General features: G+C 54.0%; 21 protein-coding genes and 1 tRNA gene. 10 read left to right on the top strand and 12 right to left on the bottom strand.

Annotation, left to right across the window (positions count from 1 at the left end; all coding sequences use genetic code 11):
* Nucleotides 1-197 precede the first annotated feature (197 nt).
* Nucleotides 198-1,010, top strand: coding sequence for a S24 family peptidase (locus H3L93_RS02125; protein WP_003797453.1), 813 nt, complete (start codon nucleotides 198-200; stop codon nucleotides 1,008-1,010).
* Nucleotides 1,011-1,171: 161 nt separating this feature from the next.
* Here H3L93_RS02125 and H3L93_RS02120 read toward each other — a convergent pair whose 3' ends face one another.
* On the bottom strand, nucleotides 1,172-1,504 hold the full coding sequence (locus tag H3L93_RS02120) for a hypothetical protein (RefSeq protein ID WP_003797455.1): 333 nt from the start codon (nucleotides 1,502-1,504) through the stop codon (nucleotides 1,172-1,174).
* Nucleotides 1,505-1,642: 138 nt separating this feature from the next.
* The gene (gene recN, locus H3L93_RS02115) at nucleotides 1,643-3,304 is read right to left on the bottom strand and encodes a DNA repair protein RecN (RefSeq protein WP_003797456.1); all 1,662 of its coding nucleotides are present in this window, start codon (nucleotides 3,302-3,304) and stop codon (nucleotides 1,643-1,645) included.
* A gap of 239 nt (nucleotides 3,305-3,543) precedes the next feature.
* Between recN and gluQRS the strand changes: the two genes are divergently transcribed.
* Both gluQRS and H3L93_RS02105 read left to right on the top strand, forming a co-directional pair.
* Nucleotides 3,544-4,443 (top strand): tRNA glutamyl-Q(34) synthetase GluQRS, encoded by a 900-nt coding sequence (gene gluQRS / locus H3L93_RS02110; RefSeq protein ID WP_003797458.1) that lies wholly within the window; start codon nucleotides 3,544-3,546, stop codon nucleotides 4,441-4,443.
* A gap of 46 nt (nucleotides 4,444-4,489) precedes the next feature.
* Complete coding sequence (locus tag H3L93_RS02105) at nucleotides 4,490-4,669, top strand: hypothetical protein (RefSeq protein WP_003797460.1); 180 nt, start codon at nucleotides 4,490-4,492, stop codon at nucleotides 4,667-4,669.
* A gap of 297 nt (nucleotides 4,670-4,966) precedes the next feature.
* On the opposite strand, the gene H3L93_RS02100 is transcribed toward H3L93_RS02105, so the two are convergent.
* The 6 genes from H3L93_RS02100 to H3L93_RS02075 form a co-directional block, all read right to left on the bottom strand.
* Complete coding sequence (locus H3L93_RS02100) at nucleotides 4,967-5,137, bottom strand: hypothetical protein (RefSeq protein ID WP_003797461.1); 171 nt, start codon at nucleotides 5,135-5,137, stop codon at nucleotides 4,967-4,969.
* 172 nt (nucleotides 5,138-5,309) lie between these two features.
* Nucleotides 5,310-6,488, bottom strand: a complete 1,179-nt coding sequence (locus tag H3L93_RS02095) for a phosphoglycerate kinase (RefSeq protein ID WP_003797462.1) — start codon at nucleotides 6,486-6,488, stop codon at nucleotides 5,310-5,312.
* Nucleotides 6,489-6,523: 35 nt separating this feature from the next.
* Nucleotides 6,524-7,321, bottom strand: coding sequence for an STM3941 family protein (locus tag H3L93_RS02090; protein ID WP_003797463.1), 798 nt, complete (start codon nucleotides 7,319-7,321; stop codon nucleotides 6,524-6,526).
* Nucleotides 7,322-7,469: 148 nt separating this feature from the next.
* Complete coding sequence (locus tag H3L93_RS02085) at nucleotides 7,470-8,789, bottom strand: FAD-dependent oxidoreductase (RefSeq protein ID WP_003797464.1); 1,320 nt, start codon at nucleotides 8,787-8,789, stop codon at nucleotides 7,470-7,472.
* Nucleotides 8,790-8,914: 125 nt separating this feature from the next.
* Nucleotides 8,915-9,676 (bottom strand): hypothetical protein, encoded by a 762-nt coding sequence (locus H3L93_RS02080; protein WP_155803177.1) that lies wholly within the window; start codon nucleotides 9,674-9,676, stop codon nucleotides 8,915-8,917.
* 110 nt (nucleotides 9,677-9,786) lie between these two features.
* Complete coding sequence (locus H3L93_RS02075; protein WP_040558774.1) at nucleotides 9,787-11,481, bottom strand: glutamine--tRNA ligase/YqeY domain fusion protein; 1,695 nt, start codon at nucleotides 11,479-11,481, stop codon at nucleotides 9,787-9,789.
* A 254-nt stretch (nucleotides 11,482-11,735) separates the two neighbouring features.
* Here H3L93_RS02075 and H3L93_RS02070 point away from each other — a divergent pair, with 254 nt between their 5' ends.
* The 3 genes from H3L93_RS02070 (at nucleotide 11,736) to H3L93_RS02060 (ending at nucleotide 13,679) form a co-directional block, all read left to right on the top strand.
* A complete protein-coding gene (locus H3L93_RS02070) occupies nucleotides 11,736-12,884 on the top strand; it encodes a polyamine ABC transporter substrate-binding protein (RefSeq protein WP_003797467.1) in 1,149 nt (382 codons plus the stop codon).
* 130 nt (nucleotides 12,885-13,014) lie between these two features.
* Nucleotides 13,015-13,503: a GNAT family N-acetyltransferase gene (locus H3L93_RS02065; protein WP_003797469.1), complete on the top strand. Its 489-nt coding sequence runs from the start codon at nucleotides 13,015-13,017 to the stop codon at nucleotides 13,501-13,503.
* A gap of 82 nt (nucleotides 13,504-13,585) precedes the next feature.
* A tRNA-Ser gene (locus H3L93_RS02060) sits at nucleotides 13,586-13,679 on the top strand.
* 133 nt (nucleotides 13,680-13,812) lie between these two features.
* On the opposite strand, the gene H3L93_RS02055 is transcribed toward H3L93_RS02060, so the two are convergent.
* Nucleotides 13,813-14,523 (bottom strand): SIMPL domain-containing protein, encoded by a 711-nt coding sequence (locus tag H3L93_RS02055; protein ID WP_003797471.1) that lies wholly within the window; start codon nucleotides 14,521-14,523, stop codon nucleotides 13,813-13,815.
* Nucleotides 14,524-14,700: 177 nt separating this feature from the next.
* On the opposite strand from H3L93_RS02055, the gene dksA reads away from it, so the two are divergent.
* From dksA to H3L93_RS02040, 3 genes are all read left to right on the top strand, one after another.
* Complete coding sequence (dksA, locus tag H3L93_RS02050) at nucleotides 14,701-15,120, top strand: RNA polymerase-binding protein DksA (RefSeq protein WP_003797475.1); 420 nt, start codon at nucleotides 14,701-14,703, stop codon at nucleotides 15,118-15,120.
* Between the two features lie 156 nt (nucleotides 15,121-15,276).
* Entirely contained in the window at nucleotides 15,277-16,095 is an 819-nt protein-coding gene (hpnC, locus tag H3L93_RS02045; protein WP_003797480.1) for a squalene synthase HpnC, read from the top strand.
* The gene (locus H3L93_RS02040) at nucleotides 16,080-16,238 is read left to right on the top strand and encodes a hypothetical protein (protein WP_003797482.1); all 159 of its coding nucleotides are present in this window, start codon (nucleotides 16,080-16,082) and stop codon (nucleotides 16,236-16,238) included. Before hpnC ends, H3L93_RS02040 begins: the two co-directional genes overlap by 16 nt.
* A 334-nt stretch (nucleotides 16,239-16,572) precedes the next feature.
* On the opposite strand, the gene H3L93_RS02035 is transcribed toward H3L93_RS02040, so the two are convergent.
* On the bottom strand, nucleotides 16,573-16,893 hold the full coding sequence (locus H3L93_RS02035) for a rhodanese-like domain-containing protein (protein ID WP_003797486.1): 321 nt from the start codon (nucleotides 16,891-16,893) through the stop codon (nucleotides 16,573-16,575).
* A gap of 383 nt (nucleotides 16,894-17,276) precedes the next feature.
* Here H3L93_RS02035 and dld point away from each other — a divergent pair, with 383 nt between their 5' ends.
* Complete coding sequence (dld, locus tag H3L93_RS02030) at nucleotides 17,277-18,968, top strand: D-lactate dehydrogenase (protein ID WP_040558948.1); 1,692 nt, start codon at nucleotides 17,277-17,279, stop codon at nucleotides 18,966-18,968.
* 167 nt (nucleotides 18,969-19,135) lie between these two features.
* Here the strand turns inward: dld and H3L93_RS02025 are convergent, their stop codons facing one another.
* The gene (locus H3L93_RS02025) at nucleotides 19,136-19,411 is read right to left on the bottom strand and encodes a hypothetical protein (protein WP_040558776.1); all 276 of its coding nucleotides are present in this window, start codon (nucleotides 19,409-19,411) and stop codon (nucleotides 19,136-19,138) included.
* A gap of 334 nt (nucleotides 19,412-19,745) precedes the next feature.
* Nucleotides 19,746-20,708, bottom strand: a complete 963-nt coding sequence (locus tag H3L93_RS02020; protein ID WP_003797496.1) for an SPFH domain-containing protein — start codon at nucleotides 20,706-20,708, stop codon at nucleotides 19,746-19,748.
* Nucleotides 20,709-20,810: the final 102 nt, after the last annotated feature.

The raw sequence follows: 20,810 nt of genomic DNA, 5'->3' as shown, positions 1-20,810 counted from the left end.
GTATAATGTTTTAAACATTCCGTTTTGAAGTTGTAAACATTATAGCTTTAAAGAAAAAACTTTCAAGCTATTTAGCCCTTGTTTTCGCCTTATTTCAGCTAAACAACTGATTTAAAAGAAAACAAAACTTAAAAGATTTTTAAAAGTTTTCTTTAAAGCTGCGCAGTTTTAGCTTTAAAGATAAAAGCGAGACCAAAATGGAAAAAACATACCGGAAAAGTGCCGCAGAATTAGTTGAATTAGCCAAGACACTGGCAACAGAAAACAGCGAAATACGCCTGCCTACTACACCAGCAGGTATTGCCTATCGTGTTGAGAAAGAAAATTGGGATTATGAAGAAGCCCCCACCCAAGGCGGCAAAGGGGGCATGAAGAAAGTGTATTTTTTACCTGACTATCTTATTGATGAAATTAAAGAAAAAGGCTTGTTGCATCTGCTCACGGGCGAAAAATCCAGCGATGCCACCCAGCTCAAGCCGCGCCGTTCGCCGTCTGCCGCGTCTGCCGTGGGGGTGCCATTTTTCATGCGCGCCATGGTGGCAGAATACGCCGATTGGGCAGCGGCGCAGCATACCGATGCCATTGTGCCCGTGCGTTATCATGTAAACGTGTTTGGCAGCGCAGGCAACGGCTATCAGGTTAATGAGCCAGTGGACACCGAAGCCATGTGGTTTCGCGCCTCGTTCTTTGATTATCTAGGCGTGCCACCCTCGCACTGCTTCTGCACCCGCGTGCGCGGCGACAGCATGCACCCCACGCTGATTGACCGCGGCACCGTGCTGTGGAAAATGCAAAACGGCTACACCCGTGAAGGCATCTACCTGTTCCGCCAAGTGGACGAGCTGCGCATCAAACGCTTGCAGCGCACCAGCCGCAGCGTGTACCGCATCATCAGCGACAACAGCAACAAAGACATCTACCCCGTTGAAACGCTGGATTTAGCGGAGCTAGGGGAATATGACTTTGAGATTTACGGCTTCTACCTATGGGATTGCGGCATAAAAGAATAAGCGCTCATCATTCCTGCTAGGTTTTTAATCGTTCTATGACAAAAACCGCGTGAAAGTGATGGTTTTTTGCTCACTTTTTCGCGGTTTTTCTCATTTTTGGGCGGCGGTGGGATTATGGGGTTTGTGTTTGATTGAATTGGAATTTTTGCGAGTCCGTCCGCTCACGCAGCTATGACAAAACTATCACTCCCCCACACTTTGAGCGCAAATTTGTCTTGCTTGTAGCTGGCGTTGTCGCGCAGTTTAAACAGCTTGGTTTGGTCTTTGCGGTCGGTAGCATCGGCAAACGGCTCAAACGCGCGCAATGCCGACAGATGCAACCCCACCAGGCTGCACACGGCAGACAGCATTTCGGCTGTTTCGCGGTTTTCAGGCTGCCTTTGCAGCGCGGCTTTGAGGTCGTAGAGCTGAGCGATGGCTTCGTGGTTATGCTGGTTGGGGCGGCGGCGGAAAGCGGCGGTGGCTTCTTTGTATTGTTGTTTGATGTCTTTCATATTCGGTTTCCTGTGTCAAAAAGCAGCCTGAAAGCAGGGTTCAATATTATTGCGCTCGTTTATTCTTTGGCAACGAACCATCGCCGCGCCATTTGGGTTTTCAGGCTGCCTATCGCAATGCAAAGGCAGCCTGAAAAACTATTTCGCCGCATTCGCCAACATCTCCGCCGCGTGTTGCCGCGTGGTTTCGGTGATGGTTTCGCCGCCGAGCATGCGGGCGATTTCGTTCACGCGGGTGGCATCGTCCAGCACGCTGATTTCGCTGATGGTTTGCTCGCCCTCGCTGTGTTTGGCGACTTGCCAATGGTGTTCGCCGCAGGCGGCAACTTGCGGCAGGTGGGTGATGGCGAGCACTTGGTGTTGCTTGCCCAGCGTGCGCAGGGCACGCCCGACGGTTTCGGCAACGCCGCCGCCAATGCCTGTGTCCACTTCGTCAAAAATCAGCGTGGGCACTTGGGTGTATTGGCTGGTTACTACTTGAATGGAGAGGCTGATGCGCGCCAATTCGCCGCCTGACGCGACTTTATTGAGCGGACGCAACGGCGTGCCTTTGTTGGCGGCAACTTGGTATTGGATGTGTTCCAAGCCGTGCGCGGTGGGGCTGCTCGGTTGCAGTTCTATGTGGAATTTCGCGCCTTTCATGGCGAGTGTTTGCATGTGTTCGGTGGTTTCGTGAGCGAGCTTGCTGGCGGCTTTGTGCCGTGCGCTGGATAGCTGCTGGGCGATTTGCATATAGGCATCTTGCGCTTGGGCAACGTTTTTTTGCAGCGCTTCAATATCGGCGGCGGCTTCTAGCTGTTGCAAGGCAGCCTGAATTTCTGCCAACTTGTTGGGCAGCTCTTCGGGCCCTATGCGGTATTTGCGGGCGATGCTCATCAGCTCGCTGATGCGCTCTTCTTTGGCGTGCAATTCGTTGGGGTTGATTTCTATGTCGCTTAACACGCCGCTAAGGTTGCGGCTGATTTCGCTTAATTCGGCTTCTATGCTGTCTAGCATTTCTAGGCTTTCGGCAAAGCGCGGTTCTATGTGCGCCAGTTTGCCCAGCGTGCGTTGGCTGCGGCTGATTTGGCGGGCGATGCCGTTGTCGTTGTCTATATAGTCTTGCACTTCGCTGGCGGCTTGCAGCAGTTCGGCGGCGTTGGCAAGGCTGTCGTGGCTTTGGTTTAGGCTTTCCCATTCGCCTGTTTCGGGGGCGATTTGGTCTAGCTCGTTGTATTGCCATTCTAGGCGTTCGCGCTCGATGGCGATGTGTTCGGCTTGGGTTTGCGCTTCGGCAAGCGCTTGCTGCGCAGTTTGCCATGCTTGGTAGGCGGCTTGGGTTTGCTCAACCAGTTTCAGGCTGCCTGAAAAGGCATCTAGCAATTGGCGTTGGGCGGATTCTTGGTTTAGGGAGTGGTGGGCGTTTTGCCCGTGGATGTCTATCAGCTGCGAGCCGATGTGTTTGAGCTGGGCAAGCGTGGCGGCTTGGTTGTTGATATAGCTGCGGCTTTTGCCTTTTATATCAATGGTGCGGCGGATGGCGAGTTCGCTGCTGTCGTCATCCAGCAGGCCTTGTTCGCGCAATTCGGCTTGCAGGGCGGGGTGTTCGCTGATGTCAAACAAGGCGGAGAGCTGCGCTTCGTTTGCGCCTGTGCGGATTTGGCTGTAATCGGCTTTGTCGCCGAGCAATAGAGCGATGGCATCCAACGTGATGGATTTGCCCGCGCCTGTTTCGCCTGTGAGCACGGTGAAGCCGTTTTGGAAGTTTAGGTTGAGTTTTTCTACGATGACGAAGTTTTGCAGGGAAAGGGCGAGGAGCATTTTGGGGATGACCTTTGTGGTGAAATGGTTGGGCGTATTGGGGCGCGATATTACTGCATTTGAGGCAGCCTGAAAACGAGTGAAGCGTGTTTCGGCGAAGCCAAAACGAGTGAAACGCGGTTGGGCAAAGCCAAAACGAGTGAAGCACAGTTGGGCGAAGCCAAAACGAGCGAAACGCGTTTCGTTGGCATAACCCAAAAATCGTATAATCCACCCTTTCCCCTTTTCAGGCTGCCTCTATGCCCCACTACATCGGACGTTTCGCTCCCAGCCCCACAGGTTTGCTGCACATCGGCTCGCTACTTACCGCCGTCGCATCCTACGCCGACGCACGCGCCCACGGCGGCGCATGGCTGGTGCGCATGGAAGACCTAGACCCGCCGCGCGAAATGGCAGGCGCAGCGGATAACATCTTGTTCACATTAGAACAATTCGGCTTTGAATGGGACGGCGCAGTGGTGTATCAAAGCCAACGCCACGCGCTGTATCAAGCCGCATTAGGCAGCCTGAAAACCGCAGGCTTGGCGTATCCCTGCTATTGCAGTCGCAAAGATTGGCACGCCGCCGCGCAAATGGGCGCCGATGGCTTTGTGTACAACGGCGCGTGTCGCCCCAACAGCGTTTTCAGGCTGCCTCATGATGCCCACAAAGCCCCCGCATGGCGCATCATTGTGCCCGATGAAACCATCGCCTTTGCCGATGAAATTGTCGGGCATTACGCGCAAAACCTCGCCCACGACATCGGCGATTTTGTGCTGCTGCGCGCCGATGGCTATTGGGCGTATCAGCTGGCGGTGGTGGTGGACGATGCCGCGCAGGGCATCACGCATATTGTGCGCGGGCAAGATTTGCTGGTTTCCACGCCGCGCCAAATGTATTTGCAACGCAGCCTGAAAATGCCCACGCCGCATTACGCGCATCTGCCGCTGCTGGTGAATGCGCAAGGGCAAAAGTGGAGCAAGCAAACGCTCGCCCCCGCGCTGGATTTAGCCGCCAAAGAAGCCCTGCTGCGCCAAGTGTGCACCTATCTCAACATCCCGCCCGCGCCCGAAGTGAACCGCCCGCGCGATGTGTTGGATTGGGCGGTGGCAAATTGGAACATGGCGCGCGTGCCGAAGCAGGCGATTTGCACGGAGTAGGGGTTTTCAGGCTGCGTTTAGGGGATGCGGTTTTCAGGCTGCATCAATGATTATTAAACAGCTATGCCCTGCCCTATTCCAAAGGCAGCCTGAAAAACAACCCAATAAAGCGTCGGCGGCTCGCCGACATTTCGCATCTTGGCAAACCAGCCATGTTCTATTTAATAAACTGTTGGCAACGAGCCGTCGCCACTCCATACCCGGTTCAGGCTGCCACAAAGCCTAACCTAAAAAAGCAGCCTGAAAAAAGTAGAAATCCCATTTTCAGGCTGCCTTTATTGGTTAATCCATCACAAATGTTTGGCGCTACTACCTTCCCCTACGTCCAGCCGAACGCAGCATTCTTTTTTCGGAAAAAAGCGTGCGCCTGCCCGACGGCGCACGAAGTGCGACTAGTTCGCACGCGCCGAAAAAAGGATGCGGAGTGAGGGAAGTCTGCGAAGCAGACCTGCACGTCGGGGTCGCCTTTCTTTTGCTTACTTTTCTTTGGCGAAGCAAAGAAAAGTAAGTCGCCGCGCCGCGATTAGGCGCAAAGGTAAACACCACACCCAAAGCTAACCACAAAGCGCAACCCCATTTTCAGGCTGCCTGAAAGCTCCCCCAATGGAGCGTCGGCGGCTCGCCGATATCTTGGCAAACCAACCATGCTTTGTTTGAAGCTGTTGGCGACGAGCCGTCGCCGCTCCATACCCATTTCAGGCTGCCTTACCAGTTAGCAAAAATCCACTCCCTACCCTGCCCTCAAAGGCAGCCTGAAAACCAAAATTGCCAAGCAAACCACACCCCCCAAAAAAATCCCACACACAAAAAAGCAGCCTGAAAAAGCAATGCTGCACTTTCAGGCTGCCTCAAAAATCTATTTCACATTACTTCGCAAACTTCTCCAACGCCGCTACGGCTGGCAATTCCTTGCCTTCCAAAAATTCCAAAAACGCGCCGCCGCCTGTTGAGATATAGCTGATTTTATCGGTTACGCCAAACTTAGCAATCGCCGCCAGCGTGTCGCCGCCGCCCGCGATGGAAAACGCATTGCTCGCGGCAATCGCTTCGGCAACGGCTTTGGTGCCGCCTGCAAAGTTGTCAAATTCAAACACGCCCACGGGCCCGTTCCACACAATCGTGCCCGCGTTTTGCAAAATTTCCGCCAAGCGCGCGCGCGATTGTTCGCCGATGTCCAAAATTTGCTCGTCCTTGCCGATTTGGTTCACATCACGCAGCAGCGGCGCGGCGGTTTCGGAAAACTCGGTTGCCACAATGCAATCCACAGGCAGCGGAATCGGATTGCCGCGCTGCGCCATTTTTTCCATAATCGCGCGCGCTTCGTTCACCAAATCGGCTTCCACCAACGATTTGCCCAATTCTTTGCCCTGCGCCAGCAAGCAAGTGTTGGCGATGCCGCCGCCCACAATTAGCTCGTCCACCTTGTCCGCCAAGCTGTTGAGAATGGTGAGCTTGGTGGACACTTTGCTGCCCGCCACAATCGCCACCAGCGGACGGGCGGGGTTTTTCAGGGCTTTGCCCAGCGCGTCCAATTCCGCTGCCATCAAAATACCCGCGCAGGCAAGCGGCGCGGCGGCGGCAACGGCTTCGGTAGATGCTTGGGCGCGGTGCGCGGTGCCAAAGGCATCGTTCACAAAAATATCGCACAAAGCGGCGTAGGCTTTGCCCAGCTCGGGGTCGTTTTTCTTTTCGCCTTTGTTAACGCGCACGTTTTGCAGCAGCGCAACTTCGCCTGCTTTCACACTGGGCGGATTGTCGCGCCAGTCGTTCAACACTTTAACTTCCTTGCCCATCAGTTTGCCCAAATGCGCGGCAACGGGGGCAACGTCGTCTTCAGGGTGGAATTCACCTTCGGTGGGGCGGCCCAGATGCGTCATCACGATGACGGCTGCGCCGTTGTCCAAGCAATATTGGATGGATGGCAGCGAAGCGCGAATGCGGGTGTCGTCCGAAATTTTGCCGTCTTTAAAGGGCACGTTTAAATCGGCGCGGATGAGCACGGTTTTGCCGTTTACGTTTTGGTCGGTGAGTTTGAGGAATGACATGGGGAAGTCCTTTACAAGGGGTTGGGAAAGGGGTTTCAGGCTGCCTCAATTGGAGAAGCGGGCTGATAATAGCTACCGTATTCCTGCTCTATTTGCTGCAATAAGGTTTTAGCAGGCAGCGGCAACCAATCTGAAGAAAGATTAAATTCTGGCTGGCTAAGAAATGCTTTGTGTTCATGTGGCGGGATGTTGGCAAGATACAGCCTGGGGTGTTTGAGTTTAATGGTTAAGCCGTGTGAGCAAGGAAATTCAGAAGACAATCGTATATCGTCAACATCTTGCCATGCGATTGTGCCAAGCTGCGAAGCGGTTAAGCCGTGTTCATCAAGGCGAAACAGATAATAGCTGCCATATTCTTGCGCGATTTGTTTCACTAATTTTTTAGCAGGTATGGGCAACAAGTATCGGGAAATTTGCAAGACAGAAAACTTCTGGAATGATTTGCGCTTGTGCGGTTTGATTTTGGCAGCATAAGGCTCAGGTTTTTTAATTTTGATTTCAATACCATAAACATAAATGAAACCCTTGTTGGATTCCAAATAGGGCTGTATATATTCAATATCTTGCCATGCGATGGTGCCGACGGGGGCGTAGTTTATGCCCTGCTCATCAATCACAAGCAGCGATTCTTGGCGATAAGTCTCTAATACATCAAATACATAACGAAAAGACGTGCCAACCATAAACATAAAGCATAAAACGCAAAAAATCATTACCCCAAGGGACGAAGCGTTGAATGCTTGGTACAAAATAAATAGCGGAATAGATAACCAAACCAGCAATGACAAGGTAATAAGCAAGCGGTTAAACGGTATAACAAGGGGCTGGTGCATGGTTTTTTCCTTTTCAGGCTGCCGAAAAACAGAATAACAAGCCACGCAATGATACCCGAGAACCACGCCAAAAGGCAGCCTGAAAACGGGCGGATACTCGTTTTCAGGCTGCCTTTTTCAGCGCGCCAAACTATGCCGTGATGGCTGTTTAGGCGGCGGCAAACAAATCGTTCAACCCTTCGGCAATGGTGGGATGGGTGAAGATTTGGTTTTTGATGTAGCTGGCGGGGATTTTATGGTCTATCGCCATTTTAAACAGGTTGATGATTTCGTGCGATTCGGCGCAAAACAGGGTTACGCCGAGAATTTCGCCGCTTTCGCTGTCTACAATCGCTTTGAGCAGACCATCGGTTTGTCCCAAAATTTTGGCTTTGGGGATGGCTTCAGTTTTCAGTTTCAACACCTTATAGCTGCGCCCTGATTGCGCAGCAGCGGTTTCGGTCATGCCGATGTGCGACAGCGGCGGCTCGGTGAAGGTGGTGGTGGGGAAGGTGGCGCGGTCGTTGCGGCTGCGCGTGCCGTTGCCAAGCAGTTGGTCGCGCACAATGCGGTAATCATCCAGCGAAATGTAGGTAAACATGGGGCTGCCCGCCACGTCGCCCATCGCCCAAATGTGGTCTTTTCCCAGCACGCGGCATTGGGCATCGGTGGCGATAAAGCCGCGCTCGGTGGTGGCGATGCCTGCGTTTTCCAGCGCGAGCGCAGCGGTGTTGGGCTGCCGTCCAATCGCCACTAACACGGCATCGGCGGCAAAGTCACCCTGATTGGTTTGCACCACCACGCCATCGCCCTGCTCGGCAAAGGCGTTGATGGCAATGCTTTGCACCACATTGATTTGGCGGCTATTTAACACGCGCAGCATTTCTTCGGCGATGTCGCGGTCTTCGCGCGGCAGGAACACGGGGCTGTTGTCTAAAATGGTAACTTGGCTGCCAAATTGTTGATACATAAAGGCAAATTCTAGCGAAATATAACCGCCGCCGATAATCACCAAACGCTCGGGGCGTTCGGCAAGCGACAGCATTTCGGTGCTGTAATGCACGCGCGGATGGTCTGCGCCTGCAACGTTAAGCGGGTTAGATGTTGCGCCCGTGTTGATGAAAATGCGCTCGGCGCGGATAGTTTGCTCGCCTTGTGCGCCGCGCAGGATAACGGTGTGCTCGTCTTGAAACTGGGCTTGGGCATGGATCACTTGCACGTTTGCCATGTTGTCTAGCTTGGCGAAATTGGCGGCGCGCAGCTTGGGGATTAGGTTGTTTTTGGCTTGCATGGCAGCCTGAAAATCGTGCTGCTTTGCGCCCTCTACTAGCAGTTTTTTGCTGGGAATGCAGCCGATGTTGATGCACGTTCCGCCGTACATTTGATCGTTTTGTTCTACTAAAACAACGCTTTGCCCGTGGTTGGCTAAATCGGCGGCAAGCGTTTTGCCTGCTTTGCCAAAGCCGATGATGAGATTTTGTGTGTGCATGGTGGTCTCCAAAATAAAAAAACAAGATGCGGATGATAGGGGCATCTTGTTGGCAAGTATGGTGTAAACGGCGCGTTTTATGGTGAAAAGGGCTGATTTGGGCGCTTGGCGGTTTTCAGGCTGCCTTAATCTACATCGTAGTCGCGCATTTTGCGTTCTAGGCTGTCTAAGCGGCGGTTGGTGTGTTCTATTTGGCGTTGCAGGTTGCTAAGCTGCTGTTGGTAGTCGTTCAGCTGGTGGGCGAGTTGGTTGTATTGTTCTTGATTGATTGGGCTGCTGGGGCTGTTTGCGGCAGCCTGAAAACCGAAAGTTTCAACGGAGTTAGAACGGAAAAATTGCCCGATGTTTTGCAGGGTTTGCCCGATTTGCTGGGCTTTTTGCGCGAGCGCGTGGGCTTGGTCTTCGCCGAAGATGCGTTGCAAGTCTTGCTGCGGCGTGTAGCGCAGCTGGCTGCAACAGGATAGCAGGTTGATGCCGATGGTGGTGTCGCCTTCTATGGCGAGATCGCTGAATTGGGGCATTGCGCCGCGCAGGATGTTGGGCAGGGCGTCGTTGTGCAGAATCAACGTGCTGTCGGGGCGTTGTGTACTGGCTTCTAGCAAGCCTTGGGCGTTGATGCGCGCGATGATGTTCAGGCTGCCTGTTTGCAGGGCGATGGTGATGCCGTTGTAGCCTGCGAGCTGGGCGCAGACTTCGGGGTTGTGCGACAGGAGATGGTTGATGAGTTGGATGGAGAGCATTTGGCTATGGGTTTCAGGCTGCCTAATGGTGCAACAGGGCAGCCTGAAAATAGGATTGGGATGTTTTGAAAAGGAAGGAACTTGGGTTGATGGCGTTTTCAGGCTGCCTTTGGCGGGCGCATTAGGCAGCCTGAAAAGGCGTTGCATGGCTGATGCTGCTAGCCAATGCTAATGCTGCTGCTGATGATGATGCAAAAACCGTTTTCAGGCTGCCTTTGCCGTTCCCAAGGCAGCCTGAAACTTCATACTTCGGATGATTACGCCTTGGCTTGCCAAGTATCTTTCAGCCCCACCGTGCGGTTAAACACAGGCTGTTGCCCTGTTTTATGGTCATAACGGTCGGTAACAAAATAGCCGATGCGCTCAAACTGCCAATGGCTTTCGGGTGGCAAATCGTTCACCGCGCTTTCGGCATAAGCGGTGATTTCGCGCACCGAATCGGGGTTGAGAAAATCGGTAAACGGCAGGTATTCGCCATCGTCGCCGCGCACCGCATCGGGGCGTTCCACCGTAAACAAGCGGTCATACAGCCGCACGGTAATCGGCGTGGCATGCTCGGCAGACACCCAATGAATCACGCCTTTCACTTTGCGCCCTTCGGGATTTTTGCCCAGCGTGTCGTGGTCTATCGTGCATTTGAGTTCCACAATTTTGCCGTTCGCATCTTTCACCACTTCATCGCAGCGCATCACATAGCTGTGGCGCAGGCGCACTTCGCCGCCCAGCGTTAAGCGTTTCCAGCCCTTGGGCGGCTCTTCGGCAAAATCGTCTTGCTCAATATAAATCGTTGCGCCAATCGGCACATCGCGCTCGCCAAACTCGGGATGGTTGGGATGGAACGCGGCGGTGCGGCTTTGGGTAACGCCCGCTTGGTAATTGGTGAGCGTAACTTTCAGCGGGTTTAACACCGCCATCAAGCGCGGCGCGGCGTGTTCCAATTCCTCGCGGATGGCGCCTTCCAGCACGCTCATGTCCACCACGTTTTCCGATTTGGAAATGCCGGCGCGTTTGGCAAACAGGCGCAGCCCCTCGGGCGTGTAGCCGCGGCGGCGCATACCGGAGATGGTGGGCATGCGCGGGTCGTCCCAGCCGCTGACGTGTTTTTCGGTAACCAGTTGGTTGAGCTTGCGTTTGGACGTGATGGAATACAGCAATTCCAAGCGCGAGAACTCGTATTGATGTGGGCGCGTGGCGTGCGGCGCGGGAATGTTGTCCAACACCCAGTCATACAGCGGGCGGTGGGCTTCAAATTCGAGCGTGCACAGCGAGTGGGTGATGCCTTCGATGGCGTCGGAAATGCAGTGGGTGTAGTCGTACATCGGGTAGATGCACCATTTGTCGCCGGTGTTGTGGTGGTGGGCGCGGCGAATGCGGTAGATGACGGGGTCGCGCATGTTTACATTGCCCGAGGCCATGTCAATTTTCAGACGCAGGGTTTTGCTGCCGTCTGGGAACGCGCCGTCGCGCATTTTATAAAACAAATCAAGGTTTTCTTCCACGCTGCGCTCGCGGTAGGGGCTGTTTTTGCCCGCTTCGGTGAGCGTGCCGCGGTATTCGCGCATTTCTTCGGGCGTAAGATCGTCCACATAGGCTTTGCCGTCTTTAATTAAACCAACGGCGTAATCAAACAGTTGGTCGAAATAGTTGGAGGCATATCGCGCTTCGCCCGCCCAATGAAAGCCCAGCCATTCAACGTCTTCTTTGATGGAATTGACGTATTCGTCGTTTTCTTTTTCGGGGTTGGTGTCATCGAAACGCAGGTTGCATTGCCCATCAAACACATACGCCAAGCCGAAATTCAGGCAGATGGATTTGGCGTGTCCGATGTGCAGGTAGCCGTTGGGCTCGGGGGGAAAGCGGGTGTGGATGGCGGCGTGCGCGCCCGTTTTGAGGTCGTCTTCGATGATGGTGCGGATGAAGTGGTTGTCGGCAAATTGGTCTTTGGTCAGCATGGTGGTCTCACAAATGATTTTCAGGCTGCCTTTGAACTGTGATGCAGCCTGAAAACGGTCAATGAAATGGGAGCGAATTGTACCCGAAAGCAGCCGTTTTGTGGGCTTGGCAAACCGCTCTAAAATAATCTGCGCCGGATGCGAAAAACCGCTTGCGTTGCCCCCTGTTTTTGCGTTTAATCGCGCCTGTTTTCCAAGCCTTTTATTGACCCTAGGCGTGCTTAAAACCACGCCCTTTTTATTTAGGAACCAACATGAACAAAACCCTGCTTGCCAGCATGCTCGCCGCCTTATTCTTGGGTGCGTGCAGCGGTTCGGACAACCAAGACCAGTCGGCTGCTGTCGCGTCCGAATCCGCGCAAAAGAACAACGCTGCCACCAGCCAACTGAATCTTTACGTTTGGTCTGATTATGTAGACCCCGACACCATCACCGAATTTGAAAAAAACAATTCAGTTGAAGTAACCCAAGCGTTTTATGACAGCAACGAAGTATTGGAAGCCAAGGTTTTAACCGGCAAATCAGGCTTTGACCTCGTCGCCCCATCCATCGCCAACGTCGGACGGCAAATCAAAGCGGGCGCGTATCAGGAAATCGACAAAAGCCAAATCCCCAACTACAACAACATCGACCCCGAGCTGCTCAAACTGATGGCGCAAGTGGACGCGGGCAACAAATACGCCGTTCCCTATTTCTGGGGCATCAACACTCTGGCCATCAACAAAAAACTCGTCGCCAAAGCCCTCGGCACAGACCAACTGCCCGCCAACGAATGGGATTTGGTTTTCAACCCCGAATACACCGGCAAGCTCAAACACTGCGGCATCAGCTTTTTTGACAGCCCCACCGAACAATTCCCCCTTGTGCTCAAATACATCGGCAAAGACCCCAACAGCAACGACAAAGCCGACCTGGAAGCCGCCGCCGAAACCATGCGTAAAGTACGCCATGACGTGCGCCTGTTCAGCTCGTCTGGCTACATCAACAATCTCGCGCAAGGCAATTTATGCGTTGCCATCGGCTACGGCGGCGATTTGAACATCGCCAAACGCCGCGCCGCCGAAATCGGCAACAACGACATCCAAGTGCTCACCCCCAAAACAGGCGTAGGCATCTGGATAGATTCGTTCATGATTCCCAAAGACGCCAAAAACATTGCCAACGCGCATAAATACATCAACTACACGCTCGACGCCAAAGTCGCCGCCAAAAACGGTAATTTTGTAACCTACGCCCCGGCCAGCCAAGGCGCGCGCGCCCTGATGGACAAAACGCTTGCCGACGACCCGTCCATTTTCCCCAGCCCCGAAACCAAAGCCAACAGCTTTGTGGTGCTGCCCAAAACGCCCGAAACCGTCAAACTGCAAACCCAGCTTTGGCTCAACCTCAAAACCAAACGCTAAACCGGCCCAGCAGGCATCTTGCGACACAGATGCCTGTTTTGCCTGTGTTTAGGCAGCCTGAAAACGGGTTTTGTTCATCTCAACCTCGTCGAACTTCGTTTCAGGCTGCCTCATCCTCCCCAACACCGCCATGAATCCCCTCATCACCCACCTGCGCCCCGCCAAACACGAAGACTGCCACACCATCTACGAACTGCACCGCCTATCCGTGCGCCACACCTGCATCAAAAGCTACAACCAAGAAATCCTAGACGCATGGCTCAGCCAACTCAACCCCAACGGCTACGCCGCCGCGCTGGACAACCCGCACAAAACCATGTGGGTAATCGAATACAAAAACCGCATCGGCGGCTTTTTCCTGCTGGACACCCAAGAAGCCCTGCTGGACGCGCTCTATGTCCATCCCTTCTTACAAAACAACGGATTAGGCACAGCCATGCTGCAACGCGCCGAAAAACTCAGCACCGCCGCCAATTTAAGCGTGCTCAAAGTGTACGCATCCATGAATTCCGTTAATTTCTACGCCCTTAACGGCTACGAAGCGCTTGGCGAAGCCATTATGCCGTTTAACCAAAACATCGCCACACGCTGCATGCTGATGAGAAAATTTCTACAATAAAAACAAACCAATCTTTGCGAACCACAAGCGCCAAGATTGACAAAACCTAACCGCACCTATATCATCGCGTACTTTCCTTCTTGGAGTAATGGCTGAGAGGCTGAAGGCACACCCCTGCTAAGGGTGCATGTGGGCTTAAACCTGCATCGAGGGTTCGAATCCCTCTTACTCCGCCAAATATAAAACGACGCTGGTTTATTCAGCGTCGTTTTTGTTTTGCCTAATCCAAAATTTCGCCCGCGATGCTTTTCAGGCTGCCTCATTGTCATATAGATATAGGCAGCCTGAACCCTTATTTATTATCTTTATTTATTGCATCTGCACCGAGCCGCGCACCGTTTGCCGCACCGTCCGCACGCCCGCATCCAAGTCCATCGGCATCGCCGCATCCATTGCCTTCGCGCTGCGCGCAAAACTTTCCGCCATCATGGGCGCTGCTGCCACGCCCTCCTCCCCATTTTCAAACGACTGATGCAATTCCACGCGCACAATCTTGTAATTTGAAAAACCCAGCGTGCGGCTCACCTTCTGCGCCCGCGTGCGAAACGACCGCAACGCCTGCTCGCTTGCTTCGTCCACCGCCGCCGCATATTTTTTCGGCGACACGCTAAACGACACGCCGCCCAGCATCGCATCTTGCTGGCTATCTGCCACCAGCTTGCTCAACGCCGCAAAATCCGTGCTTTTCACATAAATATCCGCCGAATCCGTCCAGCCCTTAATCCCCACGCGTTTTTCATCGTATTCAGGATAAACGCTGCGGCTGCCCGATTCCACCTCAAACGCGCGATTTGCCTTGGCGCGCGCCAGCACCGCGTTCACACGCTTGGTAACCTTATTGCTCACCGCCTCGCGCGAAGCTCCCGATTCCACCACGCGCAGCGTAACCGACATCGTGTCGTTGGGCACGCGCACGCTCGCGCTTTCCGAAAACTCCGCCACGTTGTAATGCAATTCTTCCGCCATCGCGGGCGCAGCCAAAGCCGCAGCCGCAAGCAAAACCCATTTCTGAAACATCATCAAACACTCCTAATAAAGATACAAAAAAGCCGTTTAGGCAGCCTGAAAAGCACAAAGTTACAACGAAACGCATTATACAAAGCGAAACCGCCAAAAACCATACAGTGCATTCTGAAAACATGATATTATCCGCCGCTTCAAAATTAAGCGCTCCGCTAAAACAAAAGGATAACAACCATGGCAAAGCTCACCGAAAAAGACATTCTCGCATGGGACGGCCCGGAAGAAGACTACATGAACGCGCAGCATCTGGAATTTTTCCGTAACCTGCTCAGCCAGCAGCAAGACGAAATCATCAACAAAGCCGATGCCACCACCGACCGCATGCAACACGACACCGCATCCGCCGCCGACCCCGCCGACCGCGCCAGCCAAGAAGAAGAATACGCCCTAGAACTGCGCGCCCGCGACCGCGAACGCAAACTGCTCGCCAAAATCCAAGCCGCGCTGCGCGAAATCGACGAAGGCGAATACGGCTTCTGCCACGACACCGGCGAACCCATCGGCTTAAAACGCCTGCTCGCCCGCCCCACGGCAACCCTATCCGTTGAAGCGCAAGAACGCCGCGAACGCTTAAAAAAACAATTTGCCGATTAAGCCCACACCCGATAACGCGATTATCGGGTGTTGTGTTTTCGCCTCGCCAAACTGCGTTTCAGGCTGCCGAACCCTGTTTTGATTAAGCCTGAGGCAGCCTGAAAACGAAGTTACAAAGCCAAACCCATCCGCACAACAAAAATCCCAACAACAACCATGACCGCACCCAACCACTACGAAAACTTCCCCGTCGGCTCCATCCTGCTCCCGCGCCACCTGCGCCGCCCCATCCACGCCGTTTACGCCTTTGCCCGCACCGCCGACGACATCGCCGACGAAGGCAACGCCACCCCCGCCGAACGCCAAGCCCAACTCGCCGCGCTCACCGCCGAGCTAGACCGCATCGCCGCCAGTCAAGCCCCGCACACCCCGCTGATGCAACGGCTGCACCGCGAAGCCATCGCCCCCTTCGCCCTGCCGCTCAAACCCTTCTACGACCTACTCTCCGCCTTCCAGCAAGACACCGAAAAAACGCGCTACCAAAACTTCGCCGAGCTGATTGACTACGCGCGCCGCTCTGCCAACCCCATCGGGCGCATCATCCTCCAGCTTAACGGCACCACCGACCCCTATCACCTTGCCCAAAGCGACGGCATCTGCACCGCCCTGCAACTCATCAATTTTTGGCAAGACATCGCGCTAGACTGGCAGAAAAACCGCATTTATCTGCCGCAAGACGACTTGATGAAATTCCAAGTGCGCGAGCAAGACATCGCGCAAGGCAAAATCACCCCGCAACTGCGCCAACTCATCGCCCACCAATGCAGCAAAACGCACAAAATCCTGCACGCAGGCGCGCCGCTGGGCAAAGCACTCACGGGGCGCATCGGCTTTGAAATCCGCATGATTATTTTAGGCGGCAACCGCATTTTGGAAAAAATCGCCGCCAATCAATACGATGTGTTTCAACACCGCCCCACGCTGGATTGGAAAGACTGGCTGCACATTGTGAAACGCGCGTGGCAGAAAAAATAAACCGCCTGCAAAATGGGCTGGATGGCATGACCCAAACGGGCGAAGCTGAAACAGCGTTAAACGGCTGTTCCGGCTTCGCCCGTTTTCAGGCTGCCGCCATGTCGGATAAATATACCCCAAAAGCAAACATTCATGTATGTTGATATATGCCTACACCCCCGCAATCCACGCAACAAAAGCATAAAATATTGTATTTCAATAAAATCAGCAACAAATTTAGCATAATCCACCCCGTTACCAGCTTGACAGATATGAAATAAAAATACATAATACGCCCCATCCAGTCGCACATGCGGTTGGATATTTCTCCTCTATTTTCTCCTTTGTAGATTCGCGCTCGTTGCAAAACGAGCGCATTTTTTGCCTGCATGACAGCAACAAGGCAGCCTGAAAACGGGTTCGCATGCTTCGGCGAAGCAAACCCGTTTTCAGGCTGCCTTGGGCTTTTTGGGCGCAATCCCGCGCCATACCCGTTTTTCAATATCTTGCCATATCAGGCTCAATTTCCTGCGCCCACGCCGCTATGCCGCCCGCCAAGTTATACAGTTCTTCAAATCCTGCGTGTTCCAAAAAGCGGGCAACGTTTAGGCTGCGCAAGCCGTGGTGGCAATAGACGATAATCGTCACGCCGTCGGGCAATTCGTTTTGCCGCAGGGGGACGAGGTTCATGGGGATGTGCGTGCTGTTGGCGATTTGGCAGATTTGCGTTTCGCCCTCTTCGCGCACATCTAGCAGCAGCGTGTCGGGGCGTTGTTGCAATAGGGTTTGGACTTGTTGCGGAGTCAGTTGGATAATCATAAGGCAGCCTGAAAAGCGTAAAAGGGGGCAAGTTTAGCGCAAAAGGGGCGCGAAATCTGCGTTTTTTGGCGTGCGCGATGGTGCGCGGTAACAATGGTTCGGGCTGCGAACCGCCGCTCCGTTTTCGGTTTCAGGCTGCCTTTATATCGCGCGGATTGAGGCAGCCTGAAATGCGTATTTGCATCCCAAAAAACGCTTGCTGCTCTGAAAACAAGGCGATGCCACTTTTTTAGCGCAACATTTGCCTATCCACCATGGTTTAACGGTTTTCAGCGGCAGGATTTGTTGATAACATGCCAGACTACATCGCACTACATTTCAGGCAGCCTGAACCGCCGTACAGCGCAGCCAAACCGAAAACCATCACGCGCAAGGAGCACTTCATGTCTTCATCTACCCTTATCCCCAAACTGCAAGAAATCGTCGGCAGCCAATATGTGCTAACCGACCCCGCGCAAACGCTGCCTTTCCGCGAAGGCTACCGCTTCGGCTCGGGCAACGCGCTCGCCGTAGTGCGCCCCGCCACGCTGCTGGAACAATGGCGCGTGTTGCAAGCCTGCGTGGACGCTGGGGTCATCGTTATCAGCCAAGCCGCCAACACAGGGCTAACAGGCGGCTCCACCCCCAGCGGCAACGATTACGACCGCGACATCGTTATCATCAACACCATGCGCAACGATGCCATTCAGCTTATCAACAACAACGAACAAGCCGTTTGCCTACCGGGTTCAACGCTCAACAAACTGGAATTGCTGCTCAAACCGCTCGGGCGCGAACCGCACAGTGTCATCGGCTCATCGTGCATCGGCGCATCTATTGTGGGCGGCGTGTGCAACAACTCGGGCGGCGCGCTGGTGCAACGCGGCCCTGCCTACACCGAAATGGCGTTGTACGCCCAAATCAACGCAGCAGGCGAATTGGAATTGGTGAACCATTTGGGGATTGATTTGGGCGACACGCCCGAAGAAATTTTAACCAACCTGCAAGGGCATCACTACCAACGCAAAGACATCAGTGCAGGCGGCAAAGGGCACGACCACGCCTATTGCAACCATGTGCGCGAAATTGATGCCGACACGCCCGCTCGCTTCAACGCCGACCCCGCGCGGCATTACGAAGCATCGGGCAGCGCGGGCAAGCTCGCCGTGTTCGCCGTGCGCCTAGACACCTTCCCCGCCGAAACGCAAACCGCCGTGTTCTACATCGGCACCAACGACACCACCGTGCTCACGCAAATCCGCCGCGATATGCTCGGCAGCTTCAAAACGCTGCCCGTGTCGGGCGAATACATCCACCGCGAAGCGTTTAACATCGCCGAAGTGTATGGCAAAGATATGTTTTACGTGATTAAACACGCGGGCACGCACAACCTGCCCAAACTCTTTGCCGCCAAAGAGAAAGCCGACCGCATCGCCAAAAAAATCCCCTTCCTGCCGCAGCATTTTGCCGACCGCTTTTTGCAACTTGCGTCCAAACTCTTGCCGCAGCATCTGCCGCAAATCATGCTGGATTACCGCGACCGCTACGAGCATCATTTAATCGTAAAAGCGGGCGGCGACGGCGTAGCCGAAACGCGCGACTATTTGCGCCAATTTTTCAGCGACCCGAGCAAAGGCGGCTATTTTGAATGCGATGCCGCGCAAGCGCAGGCGGCGATGCTGCACCGTTTTGCCGTAGCCAGCGCAGCCGTGCGCTATCGCGCCGTGCATCACGATGAAGTGGAAGACATTGTTGCGCTGGACATCGCGCTGCGCCGCAACGACCGCGACTGGCTGGAAGTGCTGCCTGAAAGCATCAACAGCAAGCTCAGCCACAAGCTGTATTACGGGCATTTCTTCTGCCACGTTTTCCACCAAGATTACATCGTGAAAAAAGGCAACGACTGCATGGCGCTGGAACACGAAATGTGGCGCTTGCTGGACGAGCGTGGCGCACAATACCCTGCCGAGCATAATGTGGGGCATTTGTATGTGGCCAAACCCGAGCTGAAATCGTTCTATCGCCGGCTTGACCCGACCAACAGCTTTAACGTGGGCATCGGGCAAACCAGCAAGAAAAAGGGCTGGGACGAATAGCGCGATGCGGTTAAAGCAGCCTGAAAACGGTATTTTGTGTTTTCAGGCTGCCTTAGCCCGTTTGAATGATGATGAAAGGCAGCCTGAAACGGCTGCGCCCCACCAACAAAAACAATCCAAACAAAAACAGCCAAAGCGCATTGCCTTGGCTGTTTTTTTAACGAAGATTAATGGGCCGCAGGGGCTTGCGGTGCGGTTTTTACTGCGGGCGCGGCTTGTTGTGGGGCGGGGGCAACGGCGGCGGGCGCAGTTTCCATGGTTTGTGGCGCGTCTTGGACAACAGATTTGCCTTTGGCGGCTTTGCCTTTCAGGGCTTTGCCGTGTGTTTTTGCAACTGCCGGGTTCGCGCCTTTATGCGGTGCTTTGCCTGCGTGTGCGGCAACGGGCGCGGCAACGGCGGCAAAAGAAGCGGTGAGTGCTAAGAGTGCGAGAACTTTTTTCATAAGTACATCCTTAATATGAGTTTTCAAAAACACTTGACCTTGATGAGCATTAATCCCAATCAAGGCCAAGTGCAGGCAGTCTAACAAGGCAAATCCGCGCTGTCAGCCCACTTTAAAAAATCAAACGTTTCTTTTCAGGAATTAATCACTGTAAAGACGGGCGAAGCGCAACAGCTTGTTTACAAGATAACGCATTGAAATACGAGAAACAAAAGGCAGCCTGAAATGTTAGGCCGGGCGCAAAATGCAGTGAGCTTATATAAGATGTGCAAACCGCTGCGTTTTGCCCGCAAAAAAGGGCGGAACAATCCACCCTTTTGCGTTTTCAGGCTGCCTATTTTGCTGTCGGCTGCCCTTTCACAATGCTCAACCCTGCGGAAATCAAGCCGCCCAAATCCGCCACGTTGGCGGGCATGATGACGGTGTTGCTTTCTTTGGCGAGCTTGGCAAACGCTTCCACATATTGCTCCGCCACTTTCAGCTTCACGGCTTCATCGCCGCCCGGTTCTTGGATGGCGGCGGCAACGGTGCGGATGGCATCGGCGCTGGCTTGGGCAACAAGGCGCAGGGCTTGCGCTTCGCCCTCGGCGCGGTTGATTTGCGCCACTTTTTCGCCCTCGGAAGCGTTCATCGCGGCTTGCGCTTCGCCTTCGGATTTTTTGATTTCGGCTTCGCGCTCGCCCGTTGCCAAGTTGATTTGCTCAATTTTCAAGCCTTCGGATTGGGCGATGCGGGCACGTTTTTCGCGCTCGGCGGTGATTTGCGCCTGCATGGAGCGCAGGATTTCTTGCGGTGGCACCAAATCTTTGATTTCGTAGCGCAATACTTTCACGCCCCACGACACAGCGGCTTCGTCCAGCGCGGCGACTACGGTGCGGTTGATGTCGTCGCGCTCTTCAAAGGTTTTGTCCAATTCCATGCGCCCGATAACGGAGCGCAGCGTGGTTTGGGCAAGCTGGGTGATGGCGAGAATGTAGTTGCTTGAACCGTAAGACGCGCGTTCGGGGTCGGTTACTTGGAAATACAAAATGCCGTCCACCGTAAGCTGGGTGTTGTCGCGCGTGATGCAGACTTGGCTGGGCACATCCAGCGGGATTTCTTTGAGCGAATGGCGGTAGGCAACGCGGTCAAGAAAGGGCACGAGGATGTTTAGTCCCGGGGCGAGCGTGGCATGGTATTTGCCCAGCCGCTCAACAATCTGCGCTTCTTGCTGCGGCACAACTTTAAACGCCTTGAAGCCGATGATAATCAGGGCAATCAGGATAATAACGGGGAGCGTGAGGGTGGTGAGTGGCATAAGGTTTCCTTTCTTGGTTGGGGGTTGGGGGATGAGGAGCTGTTTATATGATTTTCAGGCTGCCTTTAAGCCCTGTTTCAATGCCCATAGGCAGCCTGAAAA

The organism is Kingella oralis (assembly GCF_014054985.1).
Lineage (GTDB): Bacteria > Pseudomonadota > Gammaproteobacteria > Burkholderiales > Neisseriaceae > Kingella_B > Kingella_B oralis.
Note: the sequence above shows the minus strand (reverse complement) of the source record. Positions and strands in the feature narration are given on the sequence as shown.

Coding starts and splice junctions, on each gene's coding strand:
- H3L93_RS02035 (WP_003797486.1), bottom strand. CDS start 16,893: ATGATTATCCAACTGACTCCGCAACAAGTCCAAACCCTATTGCAACAA.
- dksA (WP_003797475.1), top strand. CDS start 14,701: ATGGCAAAGCTCACCGAAAAAGACATTCTCGCATGGGACGGCCCGGAA.
- H3L93_RS02020 (WP_003797496.1), bottom strand. CDS start 20,708: ATGCCACTCACCACCCTCACGCTCCCCGTTATTATCCTGATTGCCCTG.
- recN (WP_003797456.1), bottom strand. CDS start 3,304: ATGCTCCTCGCCCTTTCCCTGCAAAACTTCGTCATCGTAGAAAAACTC.
- gluQRS (WP_003797458.1), top strand. CDS start 3,544: ATGCCCCACTACATCGGACGTTTCGCTCCCAGCCCCACAGGTTTGCTG.
- H3L93_RS02025 (WP_040558776.1), bottom strand. CDS start 19,411: ATGAAAAAAGTTCTCGCACTCTTAGCACTCACCGCTTCTTTTGCCGCC.
- dld (WP_040558948.1), top strand. CDS start 17,277: ATGTCTTCATCTACCCTTATCCCCAAACTGCAAGAAATCGTCGGCAGC.
- H3L93_RS02070 (WP_003797467.1), top strand. CDS start 11,736: ATGAACAAAACCCTGCTTGCCAGCATGCTCGCCGCCTTATTCTTGGGT.
- H3L93_RS02105 (WP_003797460.1), top strand. CDS start 4,490: ATGATTATTAAACAGCTATGCCCTGCCCTATTCCAAAGGCAGCCTGAA.
- H3L93_RS02065 (WP_003797469.1), top strand. CDS start 13,015: ATGAATCCCCTCATCACCCACCTGCGCCCCGCCAAACACGAAGACTGC.
- H3L93_RS02075 (WP_040558774.1), bottom strand. CDS start 11,481: ATGCTGACCAAAGACCAATTTGCCGACAACCACTTCATCCGCACCATC.
- H3L93_RS02080 (WP_155803177.1), bottom strand. CDS start 9,676: ATGCAACGCCTTTTCAGGCTGCCTAATGCGCCCGCCAAAGGCAGCCTG.
- H3L93_RS02095 (WP_003797462.1), bottom strand. CDS start 6,488: ATGTCATTCCTCAAACTCACCGACCAAAACGTAAACGGCAAAACCGTG.
- H3L93_RS02100 (WP_003797461.1), bottom strand. CDS start 5,137: ATGGGTATGGAGCGGCGACGGCTCGTCGCCAACAGCTTCAAACAAAGC.
- H3L93_RS02085 (WP_003797464.1), bottom strand. CDS start 8,789: ATGCACACACAAAATCTCATCATCGGCTTTGGCAAAGCAGGCAAAACG.
- H3L93_RS02120 (WP_003797455.1), bottom strand. CDS start 1,504: ATGAAAGACATCAAACAACAATACAAAGAAGCCACCGCCGCTTTCCGC.
- H3L93_RS02125 (WP_003797453.1), top strand. CDS start 198: ATGGAAAAAACATACCGGAAAAGTGCCGCAGAATTAGTTGAATTAGCC.
- H3L93_RS02055 (WP_003797471.1), bottom strand. CDS start 14,523: ATGATGTTTCAGAAATGGGTTTTGCTTGCGGCTGCGGCTTTGGCTGCG.
- hpnC (WP_003797480.1), top strand. CDS start 15,277: ATGACCGCACCCAACCACTACGAAAACTTCCCCGTCGGCTCCATCCTG.
- H3L93_RS02090 (WP_003797463.1), bottom strand. CDS start 7,321: ATGCACCAGCCCCTTGTTATACCGTTTAACCGCTTGCTTATTACCTTG.